The following is a 19,444-nucleotide window of genomic DNA, read 5'->3' as shown; positions in this document are numbered from 1 at the left end:
GGCCGCGAGCAGAAGGCAGGAGGCTGGGGAGTGCGGCCGACTGCCGGCTGCCCTCCGCCGACCTTTTCTAAACAAAGACCGCATCCAACGCCTCCCCCACCTCGTGGACCCCCACGAGCTCCACCCCTTCCACCTGGTCCAGCTTGGCGAGGTTTCGCTCGGGCAGCAGGCACCGTCGGAATCCCATCTTGGCCGCTTCCCGTACCCGCAAGTCCGCCTGGCTGATCGCCCGCACCTCTCCTCCAAGCCCGATCTCCCCCAGCACGACCGTCCTCGGATCAACCGGCCGCTCCCTCAGGCTGGACGTCACGGCGATGACGATGCCCAGGTCAATGGCCGGCTCCTCGACCCGCATGCCCCCGACCACGTTCACGTACACATCCTGCCCGGACAGGTGGAGCCCCAGACGCTTCTCCATCACCGCCAAGAGGAGCGCGACCCGGTTGATCTCCACCCCGTTCGCCATCCGCTTCGGCATGGCATAGCCGGTCTGGGACACCAGGGCCTGCAGCTCGACGAGAATCGGGCGCGATCCCTCCACGCTGGCGACGACCACCGAGCCGGTGCTCTTTTCCGGCCGTTCCGCCAGAAAGAGCGCCGAGGGATTCCCGACCTCTTCCAGCCCGCTGTCCCTCATCTCAAAGACCCCGATCTCGTTGGTCGAGCCGAACCGGTTTTTGACCGCCCGCAGGATCCGGTAGGCGTGCCCCTTGTCCCCCTCGAAGTAGAGCACCGTGTCCACGATGTGCTCGAGGAGCCGGGGCCCGGCGATCGCTCCCTCCTTCGTCACGTGCCCGATGATGAAAACCGGGACGCCGCTCCGCTTGGCGAACCACATCAGTTGGCCGGCCACCTCCTGGACCTGACTGATGCTGCCGGGCGCCGAACTGATCTGATCGGTGGAAACGGTCTGAATCGAGTCCACCACGAGGGCGGTCGGCTCAAGATCCTGAACCGTTTTGAGAATCGCCTCGAGCGAGGTTTCGGCCAGGATGTAGAGGCTCGGGCCGTGGACGTCCAGGCGTTGGGCCCGCATCTTGATCTGGCCGGGGGATTCCTCCCCGGAGACGTACAGAACCTTCTGAGCTTCCCAGACCAGCCGCGGGAGAACCTGAAGCAACAACGTGGTCTTCCCGATCCCCGGATCCCCGCCGATCAGGGTCACCGAGCCGGGCACGACTCCGCCGCCCAGCACCCGGTCGAACTCTCCGATTCCGGTCTTGAGCCGGCTTTCCCCGACTTCCTGGATTGCGTCGATCTGCACCGCCCGGGATGCCCCAAAGCCCTGAATCGCCGGCCGCCCCTTCCCCGGCGCCACTACCGGTTCTTCCTTGATGCTGTTCCACCGGCCGCAGTCCGGACATCGCCCCAGCCATCGAGGTGATTGATATCCGCAGGTTTGGCACAGGAATGTGGTCTTGGGCCGCCCCACCGGCGCCTCTCGTCCAACGAATCGGGCAGGAGTTTCGCCTGCATCTTAAAGGAACCGGCGAGGAATTACAAAGGCTCGGGAGCGGAGACAGCCGGGGGAATTCCTCTTGCCTCACGAACCGTGCGCGTCAGTCCTGGAGCTTCCGCCGGACCTCTTTCCAGTCCTTGACGACCCGGGCCTTCTTCGGCACATCCTCATCCCTGGAGGACGCGGGCATGATGACGACTTCGAGACGGCGGCTCACCAGGGCCTCGGCGAAGTCGCGAGTCCGTCCGACCCCGGCCTTGAGATTGTCCCACCCTTCCGCTCTCATCCGGTCGATCAGCTCCGTCAGGGCGTCCTCGCCGCCCTTGAGCGCGACGAGGTAGCCGAGCGGCAGCTTGTGCTGCTTGAGCCAGGCCTGAGACTCTTCCCGGCCCCCCTGCCGATCGGACCTGGCCAGGTACATGACGTTGAAAAAATAATCGGTGAGCTTTTTCAATTCCTCCGCCGCCTCGGCGGCGGGGGCTGGCCGATCCGCCGGCCCGACGGCCCGCGGGAAAGAGGGAAGCGGCAGGGATGGTGCCTCCGGTTCCCCGACGAGCGCGGCGAGGTCGACGAGCAGGATGGGACGGCGGCGCTCCCAGCAGGCCAGGGTGGCGGTCGCCGGCTCACTCTCCACCCGCTTGCTGGACGCCAACCTGACCGTCACGACCTGGTTCCCGCGCATGCGCGGCGTGTGCCGGAGAAACGCCCGCCCGTCTCCGCCGGTCATGGCGGTGCCGACCGGCTTCCCGTTCACCAGGAACTCCACCTGCTCGCCGCCCAGCCCGGTCTGGGCCAGGAGCCCGACGCGCAACAGGCGGGCCTCCAGCGTGACTTGGCGACCCGGCATGGTCAACGCATCCGGGGCCGAGAGCCGGCCCGCGATTTTGTCCGCGCCATCCGCCGCGCCATCCGCCAGCCAGAGGCAGGCCGCCCACAGGAGCCACGCGCCGCCCCTCATGCGCCAATCAGCCGCCTTCCACATCGGCCAACGCGGCGTCCAGAATCTCCAGAGCCGCATCCGCTTCCCCTCTGGTCACCATCAGCGGGGGCACCAGCCGGATCACGTTCTGCCCGGCCCCGAGCAGGAGCAGGCCCTTGCGGAAGCACCGTTGGATCACCTCGTTCCGCTCCCGGACCGCCATCTCCTTGCTCTCCCGGTCGCGTACGCACTCGACGCCGATCATCAGCCCCTTCCCGCGCACGTCGCCGATGAGCCAATGCCGTCCCATCAACTGCCGCAACCCGTGCAACAGATACTCGCCCACCGCCGCCGCGTTGGCCACCAGCTTCTTCTCCAGCAGGTCGATCGTCGCCAGCGCCGCCTCGCAGGCGATCGGATTCCCGCCGAACGTGTTGGCGTGGGCGCCGGCCTGCCAGGTCATCAGGTCAGCCGAGGCGACGGTCGCCCCCATGGGCAGCCCCGACGCGATGCCTTTGCCGGTCGCCAGGATGTCCGGCTCCACGCCCCAATGCTCGATCGCGAACAGCTTCCCGGTCCGGCCCATGCCGGACTGCACCTCGTCCACGATGAACAGGATGCCGAACTCCCGTGCCAGCTTCGCGAGCATCGGGTGGAACTCCGGAGGCGGAACCACGATGCCTCCCTCGCCCTGGATCGGCTCGACGACGATGGCCGCCACGTCCTCCGGCGGCACGAGGCTCTTGAAGTACACGTCCCGAATCACGTTCACGCAGTGCAGCTCGCAGGACGGATAGGTCAACCCGTAGGGACAGCGGTAGCAGTAGCCGTACGGGACGTGGGTGACGCCGGGAACCAACGGCGAGAAATGCCGGCGTTGGACCGCCTTGCTGCCGGTCAGCGAGAGCGCTCCCATCGTGCGGCCGTGGAAGGCTCCCTGGAAGGCGATCGTCAGCGGACGTCTGGTCCGGTAGCGGGCCAGCTTGAAGGCCGCCTCGACCGCCTCGGTGCCGGAGTTGCTGAAGAAGGTGCGCTTGGGTCCCCTCCCCGGCGTGATGCGGGCCAGGGCTTCCGCGAGCTTCACCTGGGCCGGGTAGTAGAAGTCCGTCCCGGACATGTGGATGAAGCGCGCGGCCTGGGTCTGGATGGCTTCGACGACCCTGGGATGGGAATGGCCCGTCGCCACGACCGCGATGCCGGCCGTGAAGTCCAGGTAGCGGTTGCCGTCAACGTCCTCGACCATCGCCCCGCGGGCCCGCTCGACGACCAGCGGGTAGATGCGCGTGACCGAGGGTGACACGGTCTGCTCGTCGCGCCGGACCCAGGCCCGGGCCTTGGGGCCGGGCGGCACCGTCCGGATCAGGGGAAGGGAGCCGCGTGGCGGCTTCTTTGTCGGGCGCTTGGCCATCGCCACCTCTACTTCGGAAGCCCGGGGGATCGGGCACCGGCTACATCAGGCCGTGCCCGCGTTTGGCAATCGAATAGGCGTCGAAGGCGGAGAAGATGACAAGGCTCAGATAGAGGAGCTCGGCCGGGCGCCAGAGCAGCCGCGAGACGACCAGCAGGCCCGCGGCGAAGGCCAGGATCGCATAGCCTTGCTTTTCTCCCAGGTACAAGTGCCCCGCTCCCGGCACGATCGAGAGGGTGGCGGCTCGCAATCCGTGCCAGGTCTTCTCACGGTTATCCATGGCAGCCCGGTGAAGGGTGATGAGTGACCGGTGATGGACGAGCGGCGTGCCTTTACGGTGTCGCCATACCTTTCCTGCCCGTCACGCATCACCCATAACCTGTCACCCTTTCAGGACCGCCAGCACCTCGTCCGTGTGGCCGTCAACCTTCACTTTCCGGAACGCGGCCTTGACGATGCCGTCTGGGCCGATCACGAACGTGCTGCGTTCGATCCCCCAGTAGGTCTTGCCATACAGGCTCTTCCGCTTGTAGACCCCGTAGGCCTTGGAGACGACCGCCTCTTCGTCGCACAGGAGCGAGAACGGGAGGTTGTATTTGCCGATGAACTTGCGGTGAGACTCGGGACCGTCCAGGCTCACGCCCAACACGATCGCCCCCGCCTTCTTGATGCGGGCCTCCGCGTCGCGAAACCCGCAGGCCTCTTTGGTGCAACCCGGCGTGTCATCCTTGGGATAGAAATAGAGGACCACCGGACTGCCCTTCAGACTCTTCAAGCTGACGGTCTTCCCGTTTTGATCGGGCAGGGAAAAATCCGGCGCCCGATCACCTCTGCCCACTTCCGCCATGTTCGAATTTCTCCTGTCCCGACCAGGGTCAGCGCTGGCCGAGGCGGCCTCCGGCCCGGCCTTGGTACTCCTTCGCTTTCTTGGGAGGGATGTTCGGATCAGGAGAGCCGTAGGGACGGAGGGCCGGCGAGTCCCAGATGACCTTGTTCCCCGGCGCCAGATTGGCCGCCTCGATGAAGTGGTCGCGGGCTTCGTCGGCCTCCCCGAGCGCGTACAGGGCCAGCCCCAAATTATAGTGGGCTTCCGCGGATTGGGGAGCCCCCGTCACCACCTGCGTGAAGAGCGACTTGGCCCCCTCGAAGTCCCCGCCTTGATACTGGACGGTCCCCTGCTGGTTCGCCTCGATCACCGTCCTGGGGAACGAGGGACTGATCGCCAGGGGCGACCGGGGCTTCGGCTGTTCCTTGTGCGCACAAGCCGCGAGCCAGAACGCGAGCGGAAGGAGCAGCAACAGACTAACGGCTCTCCTCATGGCTTTCGACGCTTCCGCGCCTCCTCCTCGACCGTTTTCCGATAGAGCACGTCCCACTCCTGGCTGCCCTCCGGAATCGGACGCGAATAGGAGGCCAGCCGGGCCCGCACGGCCCGCTCGACGTCCTCCTCCTCTTTCAGCTCGGCGGCGAGCACCCGCTTGATCTCCCTGAGGGCCGAGGCCTCGTCCCCTTTGAGCTTCGCCGCGGCGGTCTTCTTCAGGGTGTTCAGGATGACGTGCGACAGATGGGTCACTTTGTCGTCGCTGAGCAGCATCACGAATGCCGTGAGACGTGAAAAGTAAAACGTGAAACGTCGGCGGAGAGAGCAGGGCACACCCTTCTTTGTCTTCCCACGTCCAACGTTTCACGTCTCACGTTTCACGATTTAGAGGATCAGCCCCCGCTCCTTGACCAACTTGTTCTTGATCATCGTGAACATCTTCTGATAGTCCACGCGGCCCTGTTCGATCTCGGCTTCGTAGGCTTTCAGGAGCCCGCGGACCTCGGCGTTCAGGCGGTCCTCGATCGACAGCTCGTCGGTGATCGCCTGGTCCAGCGCTTCGACCAGGGCCTTCTCCGGCCCCGCGATCTCCACGTGCCCCTCCTCCCGGAGTCGCGTCGCCAGGGCCGCGGCCAGATGCGCAATCCGCTCCTTCGAAAGCTTCACCGGACGGCCTTCAGACTTTCTCCACCCGGATTCTGGTCGCCTCCGCGGCCTGACGCAACAGCGTGGCGTCCCCGAGAATCCGCCCCACGACGTTGACCCGGTCGGCCGGCACCGGATCCGGTCCCAGGCTCATCGGCGTCCGTCCGAAGAAAATGGCCAGGATCTCCCCGATCCCCCAATAGGCGATGTCGCCGATTTCTACCTGGGTCGTCGCCGTCTCCCGATGGTCTCTGACTCCGGGCAGCTTGAAGTAGAACTCCTCTCCCCAGAGGTTCACGGGAGCGTCGACGGGCAGGGCCGCATAGATCCCGTCGGCGGTCTTGTTGGCCTTCAATTCGGCGTCGAGCTTGATCCCCCCTACCAGAATCCTGATGCGTCGCGTTCCGTTCTCACCCATGCGTGAACCAGTCGGCGTGCTCCGTTCCTCGTCGTACGGCCTCTCGCGGAATGTAGCTTGTTTCCCCCCTGAAATCAAGGCTAGAATCCCGCGGAGAATCATGCGGATCGGCTTGCCGCCATGATCCAATCCACCTTCGTCCTGTTGAAGGGAATCGGCGAGCGGACGGAACGGCGCTTGTGGGAGAACGGCGTTCCGGACTGGCAGGCGTTTCTGAGCCGCGACACACTGCCCGGCATCGCCCCGGCGCGGAAACCGCTCTACGACGCCGAACTCGCCGGCGCCATCCGTCACCTCGACGAGCGCCAAGCCCGCTACTTCACCCGTCGCTTGAAACCCCGCGATCATTGGCGGTTGTACGGCGCCTTCCGATCGGACGCCGTCTACCTGGACATCGAGACCACCGGCCAGCCCGCCCCCTACGGCCAAGTGACGGTCGTGGGACTCTATGCGAACGGCCGCATGACCAGCCTCGTGCTCCATGAATCCTTGACCGAGCAGCGGCTGGCCGACGAATTGAGCCGGTATCGCCTGATCGTCACCTACTTCGGCAGCGTCTTCGATCTGCCCTACCTGCGGGCCACGTTCCCCGGGCTGGTCCTGGACCAGCCCCACTTCGACCTCTGCTTCGCGGCCAGACACCTGGGCCTCAGGGGAGGCCTCAAACACCTCGAACGCCTGCTCGGCGTGCCCCGGCCGGCGGAGCTCCACGGACTCGACGGGTGGGAAGCGGTCCGGCTTTGGGAAGCCTCCCGTCGCGGCGATCCCTCGGCCCTCGACCTCTTGCTCCGCTACAACGAATCCGATACGAGGAACCTGGAACCGCTGGCCGACCTCCTCTACGACCGGCTGACGGCCCTGCACCGACCGGCCGGCCGGACCGCGACGGCCGGGGAGCCCGAGTAAGGTGGCGCGTCCGTCGTTCCAGTGGCGAGGCGTCGGGCTGACCCATACGGGATTGGTCCGGTCTTCCAACCAGGATGCCTTCGCCGTCCTCGATCACCTTGGCCTTTGGATCGTCGCCGACGGGATGGGCGGCCACGCCGGGGGCGACGTGGCCAGCCGATTGGCCGTGGACGCTGTCGCGGCAGAATGGCCTCTGTCCGGCGGGGCGCCCCACGGGCACGATGCGGGCGACGCCGGCCAGCTCGATCCAGCCGATCCAGCCTTGCCCATGCGCCGCACGATCGCCGCGGCCAACCACGCCATCCTGATGGAAGCGTCCCGTCGGCCGGAGCTGACCGGGATGGGCACGACCCTCGTCGCCTTGCGGATCGTCCCGGATCCTCACGCCCGCGCGATCGTCGCCCACGTCGGAGACAGTCGAGCCTATGCCGTACGCGACCGGACGATCACGAGACTGACCAGGGACCATTCGTGGGTCGAGGAGCAGGTCCGCGCTGGGCTCCTGTCGCCGGCCGAAGCCCTGTCCCATCCCTGGCGGCACGTCCTGAGTCGCGCCCTGGGAACCGAGGAGCAAGTCGAGCCGGACATCTCCGTGTACCAGCTCGAACCGGAAGACCGCGTCATCCTCTGCACAGACGGCCTGACGAAAATGCTCGATGACGACCAGATCCTCGATCAGGTCCTCGGCGCCGGAGGCTCGCCCCACCAGGCTTGCCGGAACCTGGTTCAAGAGGCGAACCGGCGAGGCGGGTTCGACAACGTCACCGTCGTCGTTGTCCGCCAGCCGGTTACCCCAGGCTCGGCCAGGTGACCTCCGCGATCCCTCCCCCTACCACAACATTTAGTTGTACTCGCTCAAAAACATCTTACTTGACTACTATACCTTGTTGTGGCATAAGCGCACGGACTATCTATGCACCCGCTGGCTCTTGCAGCAGGGATTTCAACTAAGTTGGCGTTTTATTTTCTTTTCCTCCCCTTGCCCCTGACGAAACAACGACTCGTTGCTCCTTCATATGTCCGGCTGGCTTGACGGCCGCGCCAGAGCAGGTCCGGGGCTTTTTACGCATCAACCGGCGGGGACGCCATTGATGACGCTGCCCGCTCCCCTTACGCTCCTCCTCGCCAATTGGCATCCTGAAGAAATCCAGCGGGTGACGATCCGCATGCGCGAATTCTACCCAGGATGCCGTGCGGAAGCCGTGTTCTCCGCCGAGGAGGTGTTGGAATGGGCTGTGAAGCAGGCCTGGCACGTGATCCTTCTCGACGAGCGAATCCCTCCGCGCGGCGGATTGGATGTCCTGCCCGAATTGAGACAGCGCGCCCCCGACTCGTGCATCATCCTGCAAGGCGAGCGGATTGATTCACGCATCGCGGAGGAGGCCCTGCGGGGCGGTGCCGACTCCTACCTCTCCAAGAGGTCTCCCACATTCCTTCTGGACCTGCCCCTCGTGGCCCGCGATGTCGTGGAAAAGCGGGAGCTGAGCCACCAATTGGACATCTCGTTCACACGCTACCGCGAACTCATGGAAATCGTGCCGGACGTGGTCTACGAGCTGGATTCGGCCGGCCGCTTCCTTTCCATCAACCAAAACGTCTTCTCATTGCTCGGGTACAACCCCCAAGAACTGATCGGCGCCCATTTTTCAACCCTCATTCCCCAAACTCACGAAGGGCTTGCGATATGGCGAATGAACGAACGGCGCACGGGGTCGCGTTCGACGCGCCGGCTACAACTCCCCCTTGCCGCCAAATCGGCGCATGGGACGCAGTCAGCCATCGTCCAGGTGGAGTTGGCCGCCACCGGGCTTTACGACAAGCGGCGGTTTGTGGGAACCATCGGCGTCATCCGCAAGACTGGCGGCGTACACGGGGAGGCCAGCGCGCTCCCGCTGCCGGTGGCCGAGCTTCCACGTCCGCAAGCGTCCATCGCATCTCCCGAGCCAGGAGACCGGCTGCGACCGCCGCGCCTTCCGCAGGCAGGGGAACGACGGTGCGCCCCGCGCGTGGCTCTGACCGGCAGAGCTCGCTTCTCCCTTGGGCCATGGAAGTGGGAGGGGACGTCCATGGACATTTCGCTCGGCGGTGTGCGGCTGGGTTTCGATGAGACGGTCCCCGCTGCCGAACGACAACCGGTACAGATCGTCATCCACTTCGACTCGTCGGTCCTCGAATTGCCGGGAGTGGTCAGCAGAGTCAGAATCGGCGGGACATCGGGCCCAATCGCTTCCAGCGTTGGTTCCGCGTTCGAATGCATCGTGGCGTTTTCCCAACTCGGCGCCACCGAAGGAGCGGTTCTCGCACAACTGCTGCAAGAGATACCGCGGCAGACGCTTTCAATCGAACTGGCCGGCTCCCTATCGCTCCCGCAGGATATGGGAGAGCAGGAAGTCTCAAAGGGGACGGAGTCCCCCACGACGCCCTACTCGGAACCTGAAGGCCGCAGACCGGCTGAAGGCCGAGCCGTGTGGAAGAATTATCTTGCCTACTCTGCGTGCCTCGCGAATTTTCCCGACTACTGGCAGACGCTCGCCCAAATTTTCCGCCTAGCCGGAGCGCGCCGCGGGGGCGAGCGAATCCTGGACGCGGGCTGCGGATCTGGACTCGCAGGGACATTTCTCCTCATGGACGAAGCCTATCGAGTTCGCAGCGCACCGAGAGACCTGGCCAAACCGCTTCACTATGTGGGCATAGACTTCGTCTCAGAAGCGCTGCTTCGGGCCAGCCACAACCTGTCCCGAATGGCCGCCGAGCTGTCGGCTCAATCCACAGGAGTGGCATGGCCGGAGTCCCTCGTGAAGCTCTCCTTCGGCGTCGCGGATCTGAACCGGGAGCTTCCGTTCCGCGAAAGTTCGTTCGATCGGATCGTCTGCCACTTCGTGATCAATTATCTGGAGAGCCCGGAATCCTCCCTTCGCGAATTGGTGCGGCTCCTCCGCCCGGGGGGAACCCTGGTCGTCACGACCTTGAAACCCCTGGCCGACCTGTCAGAAATCCAGCGAAACCTCTTTCCTATTGCCGACCAGCCCGACATGGTGAAGCAGGCCATGAAGCTGCTGAGCCTCTGGAGCAGAATCGAGCAAGGCGCCACGCCTGCCCGCGTCCGACCGATTGACGAACACGAACTGACGGCCCTTCTGCGCGCAAGCGGCGCCCAATGTCCGCGAATCTACCGTGTCTTCGCGAATCAAGCCGTCCTCGCCCTGACAGCGAAGGCCTAGCGCTTCCCCCCTCGGTCAGCCCAAGCCTGGCATGCAAAATGCCCGGCTTCCATTGACAAACGCAACCTTTTGCCCGATCATCCGCCAAGTTAGCCGTGGTTTCGACCGGAACCCAGGCTGAATCACGACCCGTTGCGGGCCGTTCTGCCCAGACAAACAGGGTCAACCACCAAATGAACCGGGAGAGAGGGGAAACCGATGCCGAGTAAAAATGCTGCAGACTCTCAAGAGGCTCTCCAACTCGAAGCCGGGGAAGCTCACGCCGAGGCCGCCAGCCCCTCGGCGCAGTCGGAAACGATCGCAGACCGGCGCGGCGCTCATCGAGACCCGCTACGCATCCCCTTTCGGTTGCGCTTCCAAGACACCGAAGTGTCCGGAGTCTCGCAGGACATCAGCCCCACTGGGATCAGCATCCTGAGTGACACGGCCTTAGGCGTCGGGACGCCGCTCACGCTGCAGTGCTCCTTCGCAGAAACCTGCTACTTGGATCTCTCCGCGCAAGTCGCGTACTGTCGAAGGATGGAAGGCGATGCCTCTCCTCTCTATACCATCGGGGTGCGGCTCGCGGCCCTCCGAGACTGGGAACAAAAAATCATCCTCTCGGCCGTCGAATCGTTGCGGGAGAATCCCTCCGGCCGGGAGAAGTCCCTGCTCACGCTCTTAGTCAGTAAGGACGCGGTCGCCCTGGAAGCCGCCAAGCTGTACACCCAAGCGAAACGACCGCGAGCTGACAGGCTCCACACCGCTCGTCGTAGCTGCGTTCATGCTTCCAAAATCATCGGCTGGGGAGCCTACCTGCCCCCCAACATGATCACGAACGGCCACGTCAACGCCATGTTGGCCCGCAACGGTGAAAAGACAAAGTTCGGCGACGTGGTTGGAGCACTCACCGGCATTCAAGCCCGCCACTACGCAGGGTCGCGGACATACCCGTCGGATCTTGCCGTAGAAGCTAGCGCTCGCGCCTTGAAAAGCGCCGGCGTGGATCCGAAGGATCTTGAGGTCATTATCTCCTGCGGCGTTTCTCGCGATGTCGAAGAGCCTGCAACCGCCTGCATTATCCAGGAAAAACTCGGGGCAACGAACGCCTATGTTTTTGACCTGGCCAACGCCTGCAATGGATTCGTTTCTGGGATCGACGTGCTGGATTCGTTCATCGCCTCCGGGCGGTATGAAGTAGGTCTCGTCACGGCAGGTGAGGTGATTTCCCAATTCATCAACTGGGAGCCGGAGACAAAGGGCGACCTGAGACTCAGTTCAATGGGCTATACGCTCGGAGACGGCGGTGGCGCCGCGGTCCTCACGCGCACCAAGAACGGCGAGCAGCGTGGAATCAAGGCTCGGTGGTTCCTGACGGACAGTTCTTATTGGGAGGTGGCTGTTGTCCCGCTCATGGAGAACTCGTCGAGCAAAAGGCTTTTCAGAAGCAATGGGGTCGAAATTGAGCGGGCCGCACTCCAACACGTTCCGATCGGTGTCGAGGAAACCATGAGGATGCTGGATTGGGATATCTCCGATATCGAGTTGATCGTCCCGCATCAGGTTTCACACCATATCATCGACAATTTATTCCATAAGAGACTGGGAATGCCGCAGGAAAAAATATTCTGGAGTTACCCCAGACACGGAAATGTCGGGGCCGCGAGCATGCCTGTCGCGCTTTGTACGGCTCTAAGCGAAAACCGTTTAAAGATTGGGGACAAAATCTTGCTCGTTGGTGGGTCCGGCGGATTCGGCGTCGGAATCATGGGACTGATCCTCTAAAGAAACCAGTCATGTCGCGATGACATCTCCTGCCACCCATCTCGCGCTCGCCCTCTCTCTCACTTCCTCAACGACTCTCGCTCTAGGACTTTTCGTCCTCTTCTATAAACGGGAAAGCCCTGTTGGGAGGACCTTCTTTCTGTACTGCCTCAGCATCGCGTGGTGGAGTTTTTTTCAAATCTTCCATCACTTCATTGCGGACAAGAACCTGTCTCTGCTCGCTGCCAGATTGATGACGGCGGGCGGGTCATTCCTCATCCCCAGCCTATTCGTGGATTTCGTCCATCGGCTGCTCGGAATCCGAGAAAGGCGATGGCTTCTCGCGGTCTGCTACGCATTAAGCTTTGCCTTTGCATGCCTCTCGATGACCCCCCACATGATCGCCGACACGGAGCCGAAGTTTTACCTGAAAAATCTCCTGACACCAGGCCCTCTCTACTCATATGCCGTCCTGTTTTTCCTGTCATGCATCGCCTACGGTCACTATCACTTGTATAGGGCCTATACCGGTGCCTCGGGCTCTCGGCGCAATCAACTCGCCTACCTCCTTTGGTCTTCGACCTTCGGCTACTTCGGTGGAGGCGCAAACTTCCTTCTAGTCTTTGGCTTGAACATCCCCCTCCTCAACCCTTTCGGAACCTATGCGATCCCCCTCTACGTCGCGGCCACGACGTACGCCATCGTCAAGCACCGGCTCCTGGACATCCGCATAGTCGTCAACAAATGGCTCGCCTATGCCCTCTTGCTCGGCCTCGTCATGGTGCCTGTCTACATCATCGCGATCATCAGCCACCGCGCGACGCTCTATTCACTCCCTCCGCTGTTCGCAAGCACGTTGGTCTTCGCTTGCGGTCTGTGGGTCCTGCTGGAAAACCCGAAGGCGACCACGAACATCACCTTCGGCCTGCTGTGCCTCGCTGTCTGCACCTGGCTGTCCGGAGTCTTTCTGATGTACTCGGCCTCGCAGGAGCGCGAGGCGCTGCTGTGGGGACGGTTCGTGTACGTAGGAGTCGCGTTCATCCCCGCCCTGTTCTATCACTTCCACAGAAGCTTCCTGAAGGACCCGCCGGCAAGGAGATCAGTGCTGGCCAACTACTTGGTCAGCTCCGCGTTTCTTGTTCTGATCCCGACGCCCTACTTTCTGAGCGGCCACTATCGCTACTTCTGGGGGTACTATCCGCAAGCCGGCGTGCTGCACCCGCTGTTTCTGCTGTACTTCGGACTGGTCAGCGGGCTCTCCCTCTACAAGCTCCACCAGGGCTATACGCTCAAGCAGGCGAACGCCCCGCTCGACGCGCGGCGCGTGAAGTACGTGTTTGGGGCTTTTGCCATCGGGTACCTCGCGTCAATTGACTTCGTACAGAGCTACGGGCTCGAGTTCTATCCCTTCGGCTGGGTCTTTGCCAGCCTCTGGCCACTCATCGTCACCTACGCGATCGTGAAGCATCGGGTCATGGACGTGACGCTCATCACGTCGAAGCCGCGGATCATGCCGCTCGCTCAGGCCCTGGCGCTGATCCCGTTCTACGTGATGATCCTCCTGCTGCTTCGCCTCTATACGGGTGCCATGCAATTTGTCCTGGCTGGCATCCTCGTGGCGGTGTTTTCGGTCTTTGCGGGCCTTCTCGTGAATCTCCGGCGGAGGATGGAAAAGGCCGTCGAAAAGACTCTCTTCAAAACGCGCTATGACGCTTATGAAACGCTCATCGAGTTCAGCCGGGCGATGGTCTCGATCCTGGATTTGAAAACGCTGTACCAAGAGATCACCTCCACCCTGGCAAAGGTCATGGGAATCCAAAAGGTTTCCCTGTTCATCTTGGATAACGAACGGGGCTCCTATTCCCTCCGGGCTTTCCACGGAGTGAGCGACGACCGCCTCAGGATGCTGCAACTGAAAAGCCACGACCAATTCGTCCGAGCCTTGCGAGAGCTCGACCAGCCCATTCTCAAAGAAGAATTGGAGCACGGGCTCGGCCTGCCGCAGCTCCGGGAGCGACAGGTGCTCGTGGACACGCTGACCGCCCTGGAGTCCGAACTCTGCGTTCCCCTGATCAACAAAGAGCGGCTGATCGGCTTCTTGAACCTCGGCTACAAGGCCGACCACAACATGTATTCACAGGATGACCTCAATCTCCTGTTCACGCTCGGCCACAACGCTGCGATCGCCCTGGACAATGCGATGCTGTACGAGGACTTGAGGCGGTCCCAAACCCTGGTCCGCCGCACTGACCGTCTGCGCTCCCTGGAAACCATCGCGGGCGGATTCGCCCACGAGATCCGCAATCCCTTGACCTCGATCAAGACCTTCGTCCAACTCGCGCCTGAGCGCCGGAACGACCTTGAATTTATGGAGCATTTCAGCGGAGTTGTATCAGAGGATGTGGAGCGAATCGAGCGGCTGATCCAGGAAATCCTAGATTATGCACGCTATATGGAGCCCAAGTTCACGGAAGAGGACCTCAATGACGTGGTGGCTTCCTGTCTGTATTTCGTTGAGGTCAAGGCGGACAGTCAGGCTGTCACGATTGCAAAGGATCTGGCATCGGACTTGCCTTTAGTAAGGTTGGACCGCCAGCAGATTAGGCAGGTGCTCTTGAACCTCTTCCTCAACGCCATGGAAGCCATGCCCGACTCAGGCGGCCGGCTGACCGTCAAGACCCATCGGCTCACGAAAGCGTCCGGGGATTCGTGGGTCCAGATCGAGGTAGCCGACACCGGCCGCGGCATCCAGCCGGAGAACCTGGAGCAGATATTCGACCCGTTCTACACGACTAAACACGAGAGCGGAGAACGGGAAGGAACGGGATTGGGCTTGTCGATCGTCCATCAGATTGTGCAGGAACATCGCGGAAATGTCGAAGTGCAAAGCGCAGTCGGTAAGGGCACCACCTTTCTCGTCAATCTCCCTGTAAACCCGGTTCCGGGCAAACTGCGGAAGGAGCACGAACAGTATGAAGAAACGGGTCTTGCTGGTCGATGACGAACCGAGTGTGCTGGCCTCACTGAAGGTGGTCCTGGAGCCGATCTACGAGGTCATCTGCGCTTCGAGCGCTCAGGAGGGATTGGACCTGTTTCGCCAGGAATCTCCGGACCTCGTGCTCCTCGACGTGATCCTGCCCGGCACGAATGGCTTGGAGCTCCTCCAGACCCTCCGCGCCGAGGATCGGAGCAAACCCGTCATCATGCTGACGGCCACGAAGACGGTGAAAACCGCCGTAGACGCCATGAAGCTGGGCGCGGCGGACTACCTCACGAAGCCTTTTGACATCGAGGAATTGCGGCTCATCGTGGCCAAAACGCTCGCGGCCCACGAACTGGAGCAGGAGGTCCGGTACCTCCGGTCCCAGGTCGCCACCCGGTACGCCTTCCACAACCTCGTCGGCAAGAGCCAGGCCATGCAGGAGATCTACGCGAAGATCGAGCAGGCAGCCGATACCAAGGCCACCGTGCTCATCACCGGCGAGAGCGGCACCGGCAAGGAATTGGTCGCCCGGGCGCTCCACTTCAACAGCTCGCGACGCGATCGCCCGTTCGTCGCGCTGAACTGCGCGGCCTTACCGGAAACCCTCATCGAAAGCGAGCTCTTCGGCCATGAGAAGGGGGCCTTTACCGACGCCACCGCCCGGCGAGCGGGCCAGTTCGAGCTGGCTCACGGCGGAACCCTGTTCTTGGATGAGATCGGCGACCTGAGCCTGGCGACGCAGGCCAAGCTGCTGCGCGTGCTCCAGGAGCGTGAATTTACCCGCATCGGCGGCACCCATCCGGTCAAGGTGGATGTCCGGATCATTGCGGCCACGAACAAGAATCTCGAGGATCTGGTGCGCCGCAAACAGTTCCGGGAGGACCTCTACTATCGGATCCACGTCGTCTCGCTCTTTCTGCCTCCTCTACGTGACCGTCGGCAGGACATCTCCCTGTTGGCCAGACACTTCTTGAGCAAGCGGCTCGAAGAAGACTCTCGTCCCGAACAGGAATTCTCCAAGGAAGCCTTGGAGGTCCTCACCCGGTACCACTGGCCGGGCAATGTCCGCGAACTCGAAAACGTCGTCGAGCAGGCCCTGGTCTGGTCCCAAGGCGGCACCATCACGACGGAGCACCTGCCGGCCTCCGTCAAGACTGATTCCCGTTTCAGCTCGTTGCGCGAGGAGACCCTCTCCGGCCACCTCTCTCTGGAAAAAGCCGTGCTCGAGTTCGAAAAAGAGATTATCCTGGACGCGCTGCGGAAGACCGACTATATCCAGACCCATGCCTCGGCCCTGCTGGGCATCAGCAGGCGGATGCTGAAGTATCGAATGGATACGCTCGGGATCGGCACGAGCCAGACAGCCTCCGAGCTGGAGGTCGAAAAGCTGTAAAAATGACACGGGCCCGTACAAATTTGCACGCTTCGACCTTGCCAAGTGATGGGGAAGGGGTGGTTTTCCAGTCTGAATGGGCACTGATTGTGGCACAAGACCTGCTCGTCAACTGATGGCGGTTACTTGATAATTCTCTGTGGTTCTTTCATCGAAAAGGGTGGAGCTATCCCATGACCATGACCGCAAGCAAGCCGACGATCCTGATTGTGGAAGACGAAGCTGGTCCCCGCGATGCCCTCAAGATCATTCTGAGGCCGTTTTACGGTCTCCATATGGCTGATAACGCCCTGACCGCCATGAAGACGCTCAGAGAGCAGCCGATCGACTTGGTCACCCTGGACCTGAAGCTCCCGGACCGACAGGGGATGGATCTCTTGCGGGACATCAAGCAGGAACGGAGCGATGTCGAGGTCATCATCATTACCGGCTACGGGAGCCTCAAATCGGCCATGGACGGGCTCCGGTACGGCGCAGCCGGCTACCTCGTGAAACCGTTCAACGTCACGGAGTTGATCTCCGTCATCAACCAGGCGTTGGGAAAGAAGCAAAGGCTGCAAGGACTGCGGGAGTTTCTCAAGACCCACGCAGTCGTCTGGAGAGAACACCCCGATACCACAGGGACCTGGCGCCTCCTCCTCGAACTTTACGGCTCGCTCACCAAGACAACCAAGCCGGCGCTCGGCTCCGCCGAGTATCTGGCATTCATTCCATTAATCACCGATCTCTTCGAAGCCAAGGACCGCGAGTTGTTGAACCATTCTTCTCGCGCCAGCTTCTACGCCGGGCTGCTGGCCCGGCGCCTCTACCTGCCGGCCCAGGAACAAAAGCTGCTGGCTATCGGTGCCTTTTTACATGATATCGGCACGATTCCGTTCAACGAGCCTTTTCTCTCAAAGACTGGAGAACTGGAGGATGATGAACGGGAACCGTTGAGACCGCATCCCGAAATCGGGGCCCGGATCATCCTCCCGCTCGGCCTGCCGGCCCAAGTCCGTCAAGCCATCGTCCATCACCACGAGCGGTATGACGGGTTGGGATATCCCAGCGGGCTGCAAGGAGAGCGGATTCCCCTGTCTGCGAGGATCGTAGGATTGGTCCAGGCATTCGACCTGATGGTTACCGGCTCACCCGCTCAACCAGCCTTGTCCATCGAGGAAGCCAGTGAGCAGATTCAGCGGCAGGCGGGGACCAGGTTCGATCCCAAGCTCGCGGAGCTCTTCCTCGGGGCAATGGCCGAAAACAAGACCACGCTGCCCGCTCTCTCGTCGCGGACCATTGCTCTTCCCGACTGATCAGCGGGCCGATCTCCTCTGACTGGGTCCATCAATCTCTCCGGCCGGCCTCCCGGAGCATCTCTGCGGCGGTCTGCCGGACCGCGCTCGTGATGGCCAATCCCCCCAACATCCTGGCGATTTCTTCGTGCCGGGCCGTGTCGTCAAGGCGCCTGGCCGTCGTCACCGTCCGTTTCTTGACGACGGATTTTTCGACGAGAAAATGCGTGCCGGCCTGGGAGGCAATCTGCGGCAGATGGGTGATGCAAAACACCTGATGGTAGGCAGCCAGGGCCTGCAATCGCCGTCCCATCACCGCCGCGACCGCGCCGCCGACTCCCGAGTCCACCTCATCGAAGATCAAGACCGGCACCCGATCGGCCTCCGCCAGCACCGTCTTCAAGGCCAGCATGACTCTCGAGAGCTCCCCGCCGGACGCCACGCGGGCGAGGGGCTGGAGCGGCTCCCCCTGGTTCGCCGAAAAGAGGTACTCGACTCGATCGTATCCGCTCGGTCCCAGACCCTCTTCCTCCCGCACGACCGCGATTTTGATCCTGGTTCGCTCCATCTTGAGCGCCGCGAGTTCCTCCTTGAGCCGAGTCTCAAGGCTTTTGGCGGCACGGGCGCGGCCTTCGGAGAGCTGCAGGGCCAGGGCGGAGACGCGTTGACGGTTCTCGGCGACCCGGTCGCGCAGCCCGGCCAGGCGCGATTCATCACTCCCCAGGGCTTCGATTTCCCGTTTCACCTCGGCGGCTCGCGTCAGCAGGGTCTCGATCGTCCCCCCGTATTTCTTCTTCAGTCGTTGCAGAAGATCGAGCCGCTCCTCGACCTGGCCCAACCGATCCGGATCCCGGTCAAGCTGTTTCTGATAATCCCGCAGCCGCTGAGCGAGCTCCCGCACCTGCACGGCCGCGCCGTCGCACAACTCAGCCCACTCGGCTGCGTCCGGATCGATCGCACTGAGCTCTTTGAGCCGCTGAGCCACGGAGGCCAGCATCGCCAGCACCGACGCCTCACCCCCGTAGACCAGGGAGTAGCTCTCTCCGCTCAGCTCTCCCAGCCGCTGGACGTGGCTCAGGCGTCGGCGATCGGCAAGCAGGGTCTCTTCCTCGCCCGGCTGGACTCGGGCCTCCTCGAGTTCCTTGGCCTGAAAACGCAAGAACTCCTCCCGCGCCGCGCGGTCGGCCGCGAGCCGCGTCGCTTCCTCGAGCTCGCGCTGGCTGGTTCGCCACCGTTCGTACTGGGCCGCATAGTTTGCGCGAAGGTCCTTGAGGCGCCCGAAGCAGTCCAGCGCCTCCAACTGGGCCTCAGCGGAAAGAAGGGACTGTTGCTCGTGCTGACCGTGGATGTCGATGAGCGTGCCCGCCAGGGACTGGAGCACGTGCAGGGGCGTCAGGTGCCCGTTCAGATAGACCCGGTTTCGGCCGGTGCGGGACAGGACCCGTCGGATGATCAGCTCCGACTCCCCGGAAGCCAGCGAGCCGCTCTCTCGGAGGGGGGCGAGCAGAGGGCTGGCCGCCGGCAGGACGAAGGCCGCTTCCAGCACGGCCTCCTCCGCATCGGTCCGGATCAGATCGCCGCCGGCCCGGCCGCCGACCAGCAGCGCGATGGCGTCAACGAGGATGGATTTTCCTGCGCCCGTCTCGCCGGTGAGGACGTGGAAGCCTTCGGCGAACTCCAGGCTCAGGCTGTCGATCAGCGCAAAGTTGGAAATGCGCAGCTCGGTGAGCATGCGAGCCGGCCATTCTTACGAG

At 62.8% G+C, this 19,444-nt stretch carries 15 protein-coding genes and 2 pseudogenes; 8 read left to right on the top strand and 9 right to left on the bottom strand.

Annotated elements, in window-relative coordinates; genetic code table 11:
* Positions 1-67 precede the first annotated feature (67 nt).
* From radA to AB1411_12560, 8 genes and pseudogenes are all read right to left on the bottom strand, one after another.
* Positions 68-1,432 carry a DNA repair protein RadA gene (radA, locus tag AB1411_12595; protein ID MEW6544432.1) on the bottom strand — a complete coding sequence of 455 codons (1,365 nt, stop codon included), beginning with the start codon at positions 1,430-1,432 and terminating at the stop codon, positions 68-70.
* Between the two features lie 127 nt (positions 1,433-1,559).
* A complete protein-coding gene (locus AB1411_12590; protein ID MEW6544431.1) occupies positions 1,560-2,417 on the bottom strand; it encodes a hypothetical protein in 858 nt (285 codons plus the stop codon).
* Positions 2,418-2,424: 7 nt separating this feature from the next.
* Positions 2,425-3,786 (bottom strand): acetyl ornithine aminotransferase family protein, encoded by a 1,362-nt coding sequence (locus AB1411_12585; protein ID MEW6544430.1) that lies wholly within the window; start codon positions 3,784-3,786, stop codon positions 2,425-2,427.
* Between the two features lie 40 nt (positions 3,787-3,826).
* A complete protein-coding gene (locus AB1411_12580) occupies positions 3,827-4,066 on the bottom strand; it encodes a hypothetical protein (GenBank protein MEW6544429.1) in 240 nt (79 codons plus the stop codon).
* Between the two features lie 102 nt (positions 4,067-4,168).
* The gene (gene bcp, locus AB1411_12575; GenBank protein MEW6544428.1) at positions 4,169-4,633 is read right to left on the bottom strand and encodes a thioredoxin-dependent thiol peroxidase; all 465 of its coding nucleotides are present in this window, start codon (positions 4,631-4,633) and stop codon (positions 4,169-4,171) included.
* Positions 4,634-4,661: 28 nt separating this feature from the next.
* Positions 4,662-5,105, bottom strand: coding sequence for a tetratricopeptide repeat protein (locus tag AB1411_12570; GenBank protein ID MEW6544427.1), 444 nt, complete (start codon positions 5,103-5,105; stop codon positions 4,662-4,664).
* A pseudogene (locus AB1411_12565) lies at positions 5,102-5,773 on the bottom strand (DUF507 family protein). The gene AB1411_12570 and the pseudogene AB1411_12565 overlap by 4 nt, the downstream one beginning before the upstream one ends.
* 10 nt (positions 5,774-5,783) lie before the next feature.
* Entirely contained in the window at positions 5,784-6,170 is a 387-nt protein-coding gene (locus tag AB1411_12560) for a cyclophilin-like fold protein (GenBank protein MEW6544426.1), read from the bottom strand.
* A 120-nt stretch (positions 6,171-6,290) separates the two neighbouring features.
* Between AB1411_12560 and AB1411_12555 the strand changes: the two genes are divergently transcribed.
* The 8 genes and pseudogenes from AB1411_12555 (at position 6,291) to AB1411_12520 (ending at position 17,711) form a co-directional block, all read left to right on the top strand.
* Complete coding sequence (locus AB1411_12555) at positions 6,291-7,076, top strand: ribonuclease H-like domain-containing protein (GenBank protein MEW6544425.1); 786 nt, start codon at positions 6,291-6,293, stop codon at positions 7,074-7,076.
* A 1-nt stretch (position 7,077) separates the two neighbouring features.
* Entirely contained in the window at positions 7,078-7,887 is an 810-nt protein-coding gene (locus tag AB1411_12550; protein MEW6544424.1) for a Stp1/IreP family PP2C-type Ser/Thr phosphatase, read from the top strand.
* Between the two features lie 205 nt (positions 7,888-8,092).
* Positions 8,093-8,488: pseudogene (locus tag AB1411_12545) on the top strand (response regulator).
* A gap of 54 nt (positions 8,489-8,542) precedes the next feature.
* Positions 8,543-10,297 carry a methyltransferase domain-containing protein gene (locus AB1411_12540; protein MEW6544423.1) on the top strand — a complete coding sequence of 585 codons (1,755 nt, stop codon included), beginning with the start codon at positions 8,543-8,545 and terminating at the stop codon, positions 10,295-10,297.
* Between the two features lie 198 nt (positions 10,298-10,495).
* Complete coding sequence (locus AB1411_12535; protein MEW6544422.1) at positions 10,496-12,061, top strand: 3-oxoacyl-[acyl-carrier-protein] synthase III C-terminal domain-containing protein; 1,566 nt, start codon at positions 10,496-10,498, stop codon at positions 12,059-12,061.
* Between the two features lie 19 nt (positions 12,062-12,080).
* Positions 12,081-15,041, top strand: coding sequence for an ATP-binding protein (locus tag AB1411_12530; GenBank protein MEW6544421.1), 2,961 nt, complete (start codon positions 12,081-12,083; stop codon positions 15,039-15,041).
* Positions 15,013-16,416, top strand: a complete 1,404-nt coding sequence (locus AB1411_12525) for a sigma-54 dependent transcriptional regulator (GenBank protein MEW6544420.1) — start codon at positions 15,013-15,015, stop codon at positions 16,414-16,416. Before AB1411_12530 ends, AB1411_12525 begins: the two co-directional genes overlap by 29 nt.
* A 173-nt stretch (positions 16,417-16,589) precedes the next feature.
* Positions 16,590-17,711, top strand: a complete 1,122-nt coding sequence (locus AB1411_12520) for an HD domain-containing phosphohydrolase (GenBank protein MEW6544419.1) — start codon at positions 16,590-16,592, stop codon at positions 17,709-17,711.
* 31 nt (positions 17,712-17,742) lie between these two features.
* On the opposite strand, the gene recN is transcribed toward AB1411_12520, so the two are convergent.
* A complete protein-coding gene (gene recN / locus AB1411_12515; GenBank protein ID MEW6544418.1) occupies positions 17,743-19,422 on the bottom strand; it encodes a DNA repair protein RecN in 1,680 nt (559 codons plus the stop codon).
* Positions 19,423-19,444: the final 22 nt, after the last annotated feature.

It is taken from the genome of Nitrospirota bacterium (assembly GCA_040757595.1).
In the GTDB taxonomy this organism is placed as follows: Bacteria; Nitrospirota; Nitrospiria; order Nitrospirales; family Nitrospiraceae; genus JBFLWP01.
This window is presented reverse-complemented; position numbering and strand designations above follow the sequence as displayed.

Coding starts and splice junctions, on each gene's coding strand:
- AB1411_12590 (MEW6544431.1), bottom strand. CDS start 2,417: ATGAGGGGCGGCGCGTGGCTCCTGTGGGCGGCCTGCCTCTGGCTGGCG.
- AB1411_12530 (MEW6544421.1), top strand. CDS start 12,081: ATGACATCTCCTGCCACCCATCTCGCGCTCGCCCTCTCTCTCACTTCC.
- AB1411_12555 (MEW6544425.1), top strand. CDS start 6,291: ATGATCCAATCCACCTTCGTCCTGTTGAAGGGAATCGGCGAGCGGACG.
- AB1411_12585 (MEW6544430.1), bottom strand. CDS start 3,786: ATGGCCAAGCGCCCGACAAAGAAGCCGCCACGCGGCTCCCTTCCCCTG.
- recN (MEW6544418.1), bottom strand. CDS start 19,422: ATGCTCACCGAGCTGCGCATTTCCAACTTTGCGCTGATCGACAGCCTG.
- AB1411_12535 (MEW6544422.1), top strand. CDS start 10,496: ATGCCGAGTAAAAATGCTGCAGACTCTCAAGAGGCTCTCCAACTCGAA.
- AB1411_12570 (MEW6544427.1), bottom strand. CDS start 5,105: ATGAGGAGAGCCGTTAGTCTGTTGCTGCTCCTTCCGCTCGCGTTCTGG.
- AB1411_12580 (MEW6544429.1), bottom strand. CDS start 4,066: ATGGATAACCGTGAGAAGACCTGGCACGGATTGCGAGCCGCCACCCTC.
- bcp (MEW6544428.1), bottom strand. CDS start 4,633: ATGGCGGAAGTGGGCAGAGGTGATCGGGCGCCGGATTTTTCCCTGCCC.
- AB1411_12520 (MEW6544419.1), top strand. CDS start 16,590: ATGACCATGACCGCAAGCAAGCCGACGATCCTGATTGTGGAAGACGAA.
- AB1411_12525 (MEW6544420.1), top strand. CDS start 15,013: ATGAAGAAACGGGTCTTGCTGGTCGATGACGAACCGAGTGTGCTGGCC.
- AB1411_12560 (MEW6544426.1), bottom strand. CDS start 6,170: ATGGGTGAGAACGGAACGCGACGCATCAGGATTCTGGTAGGGGGGATC.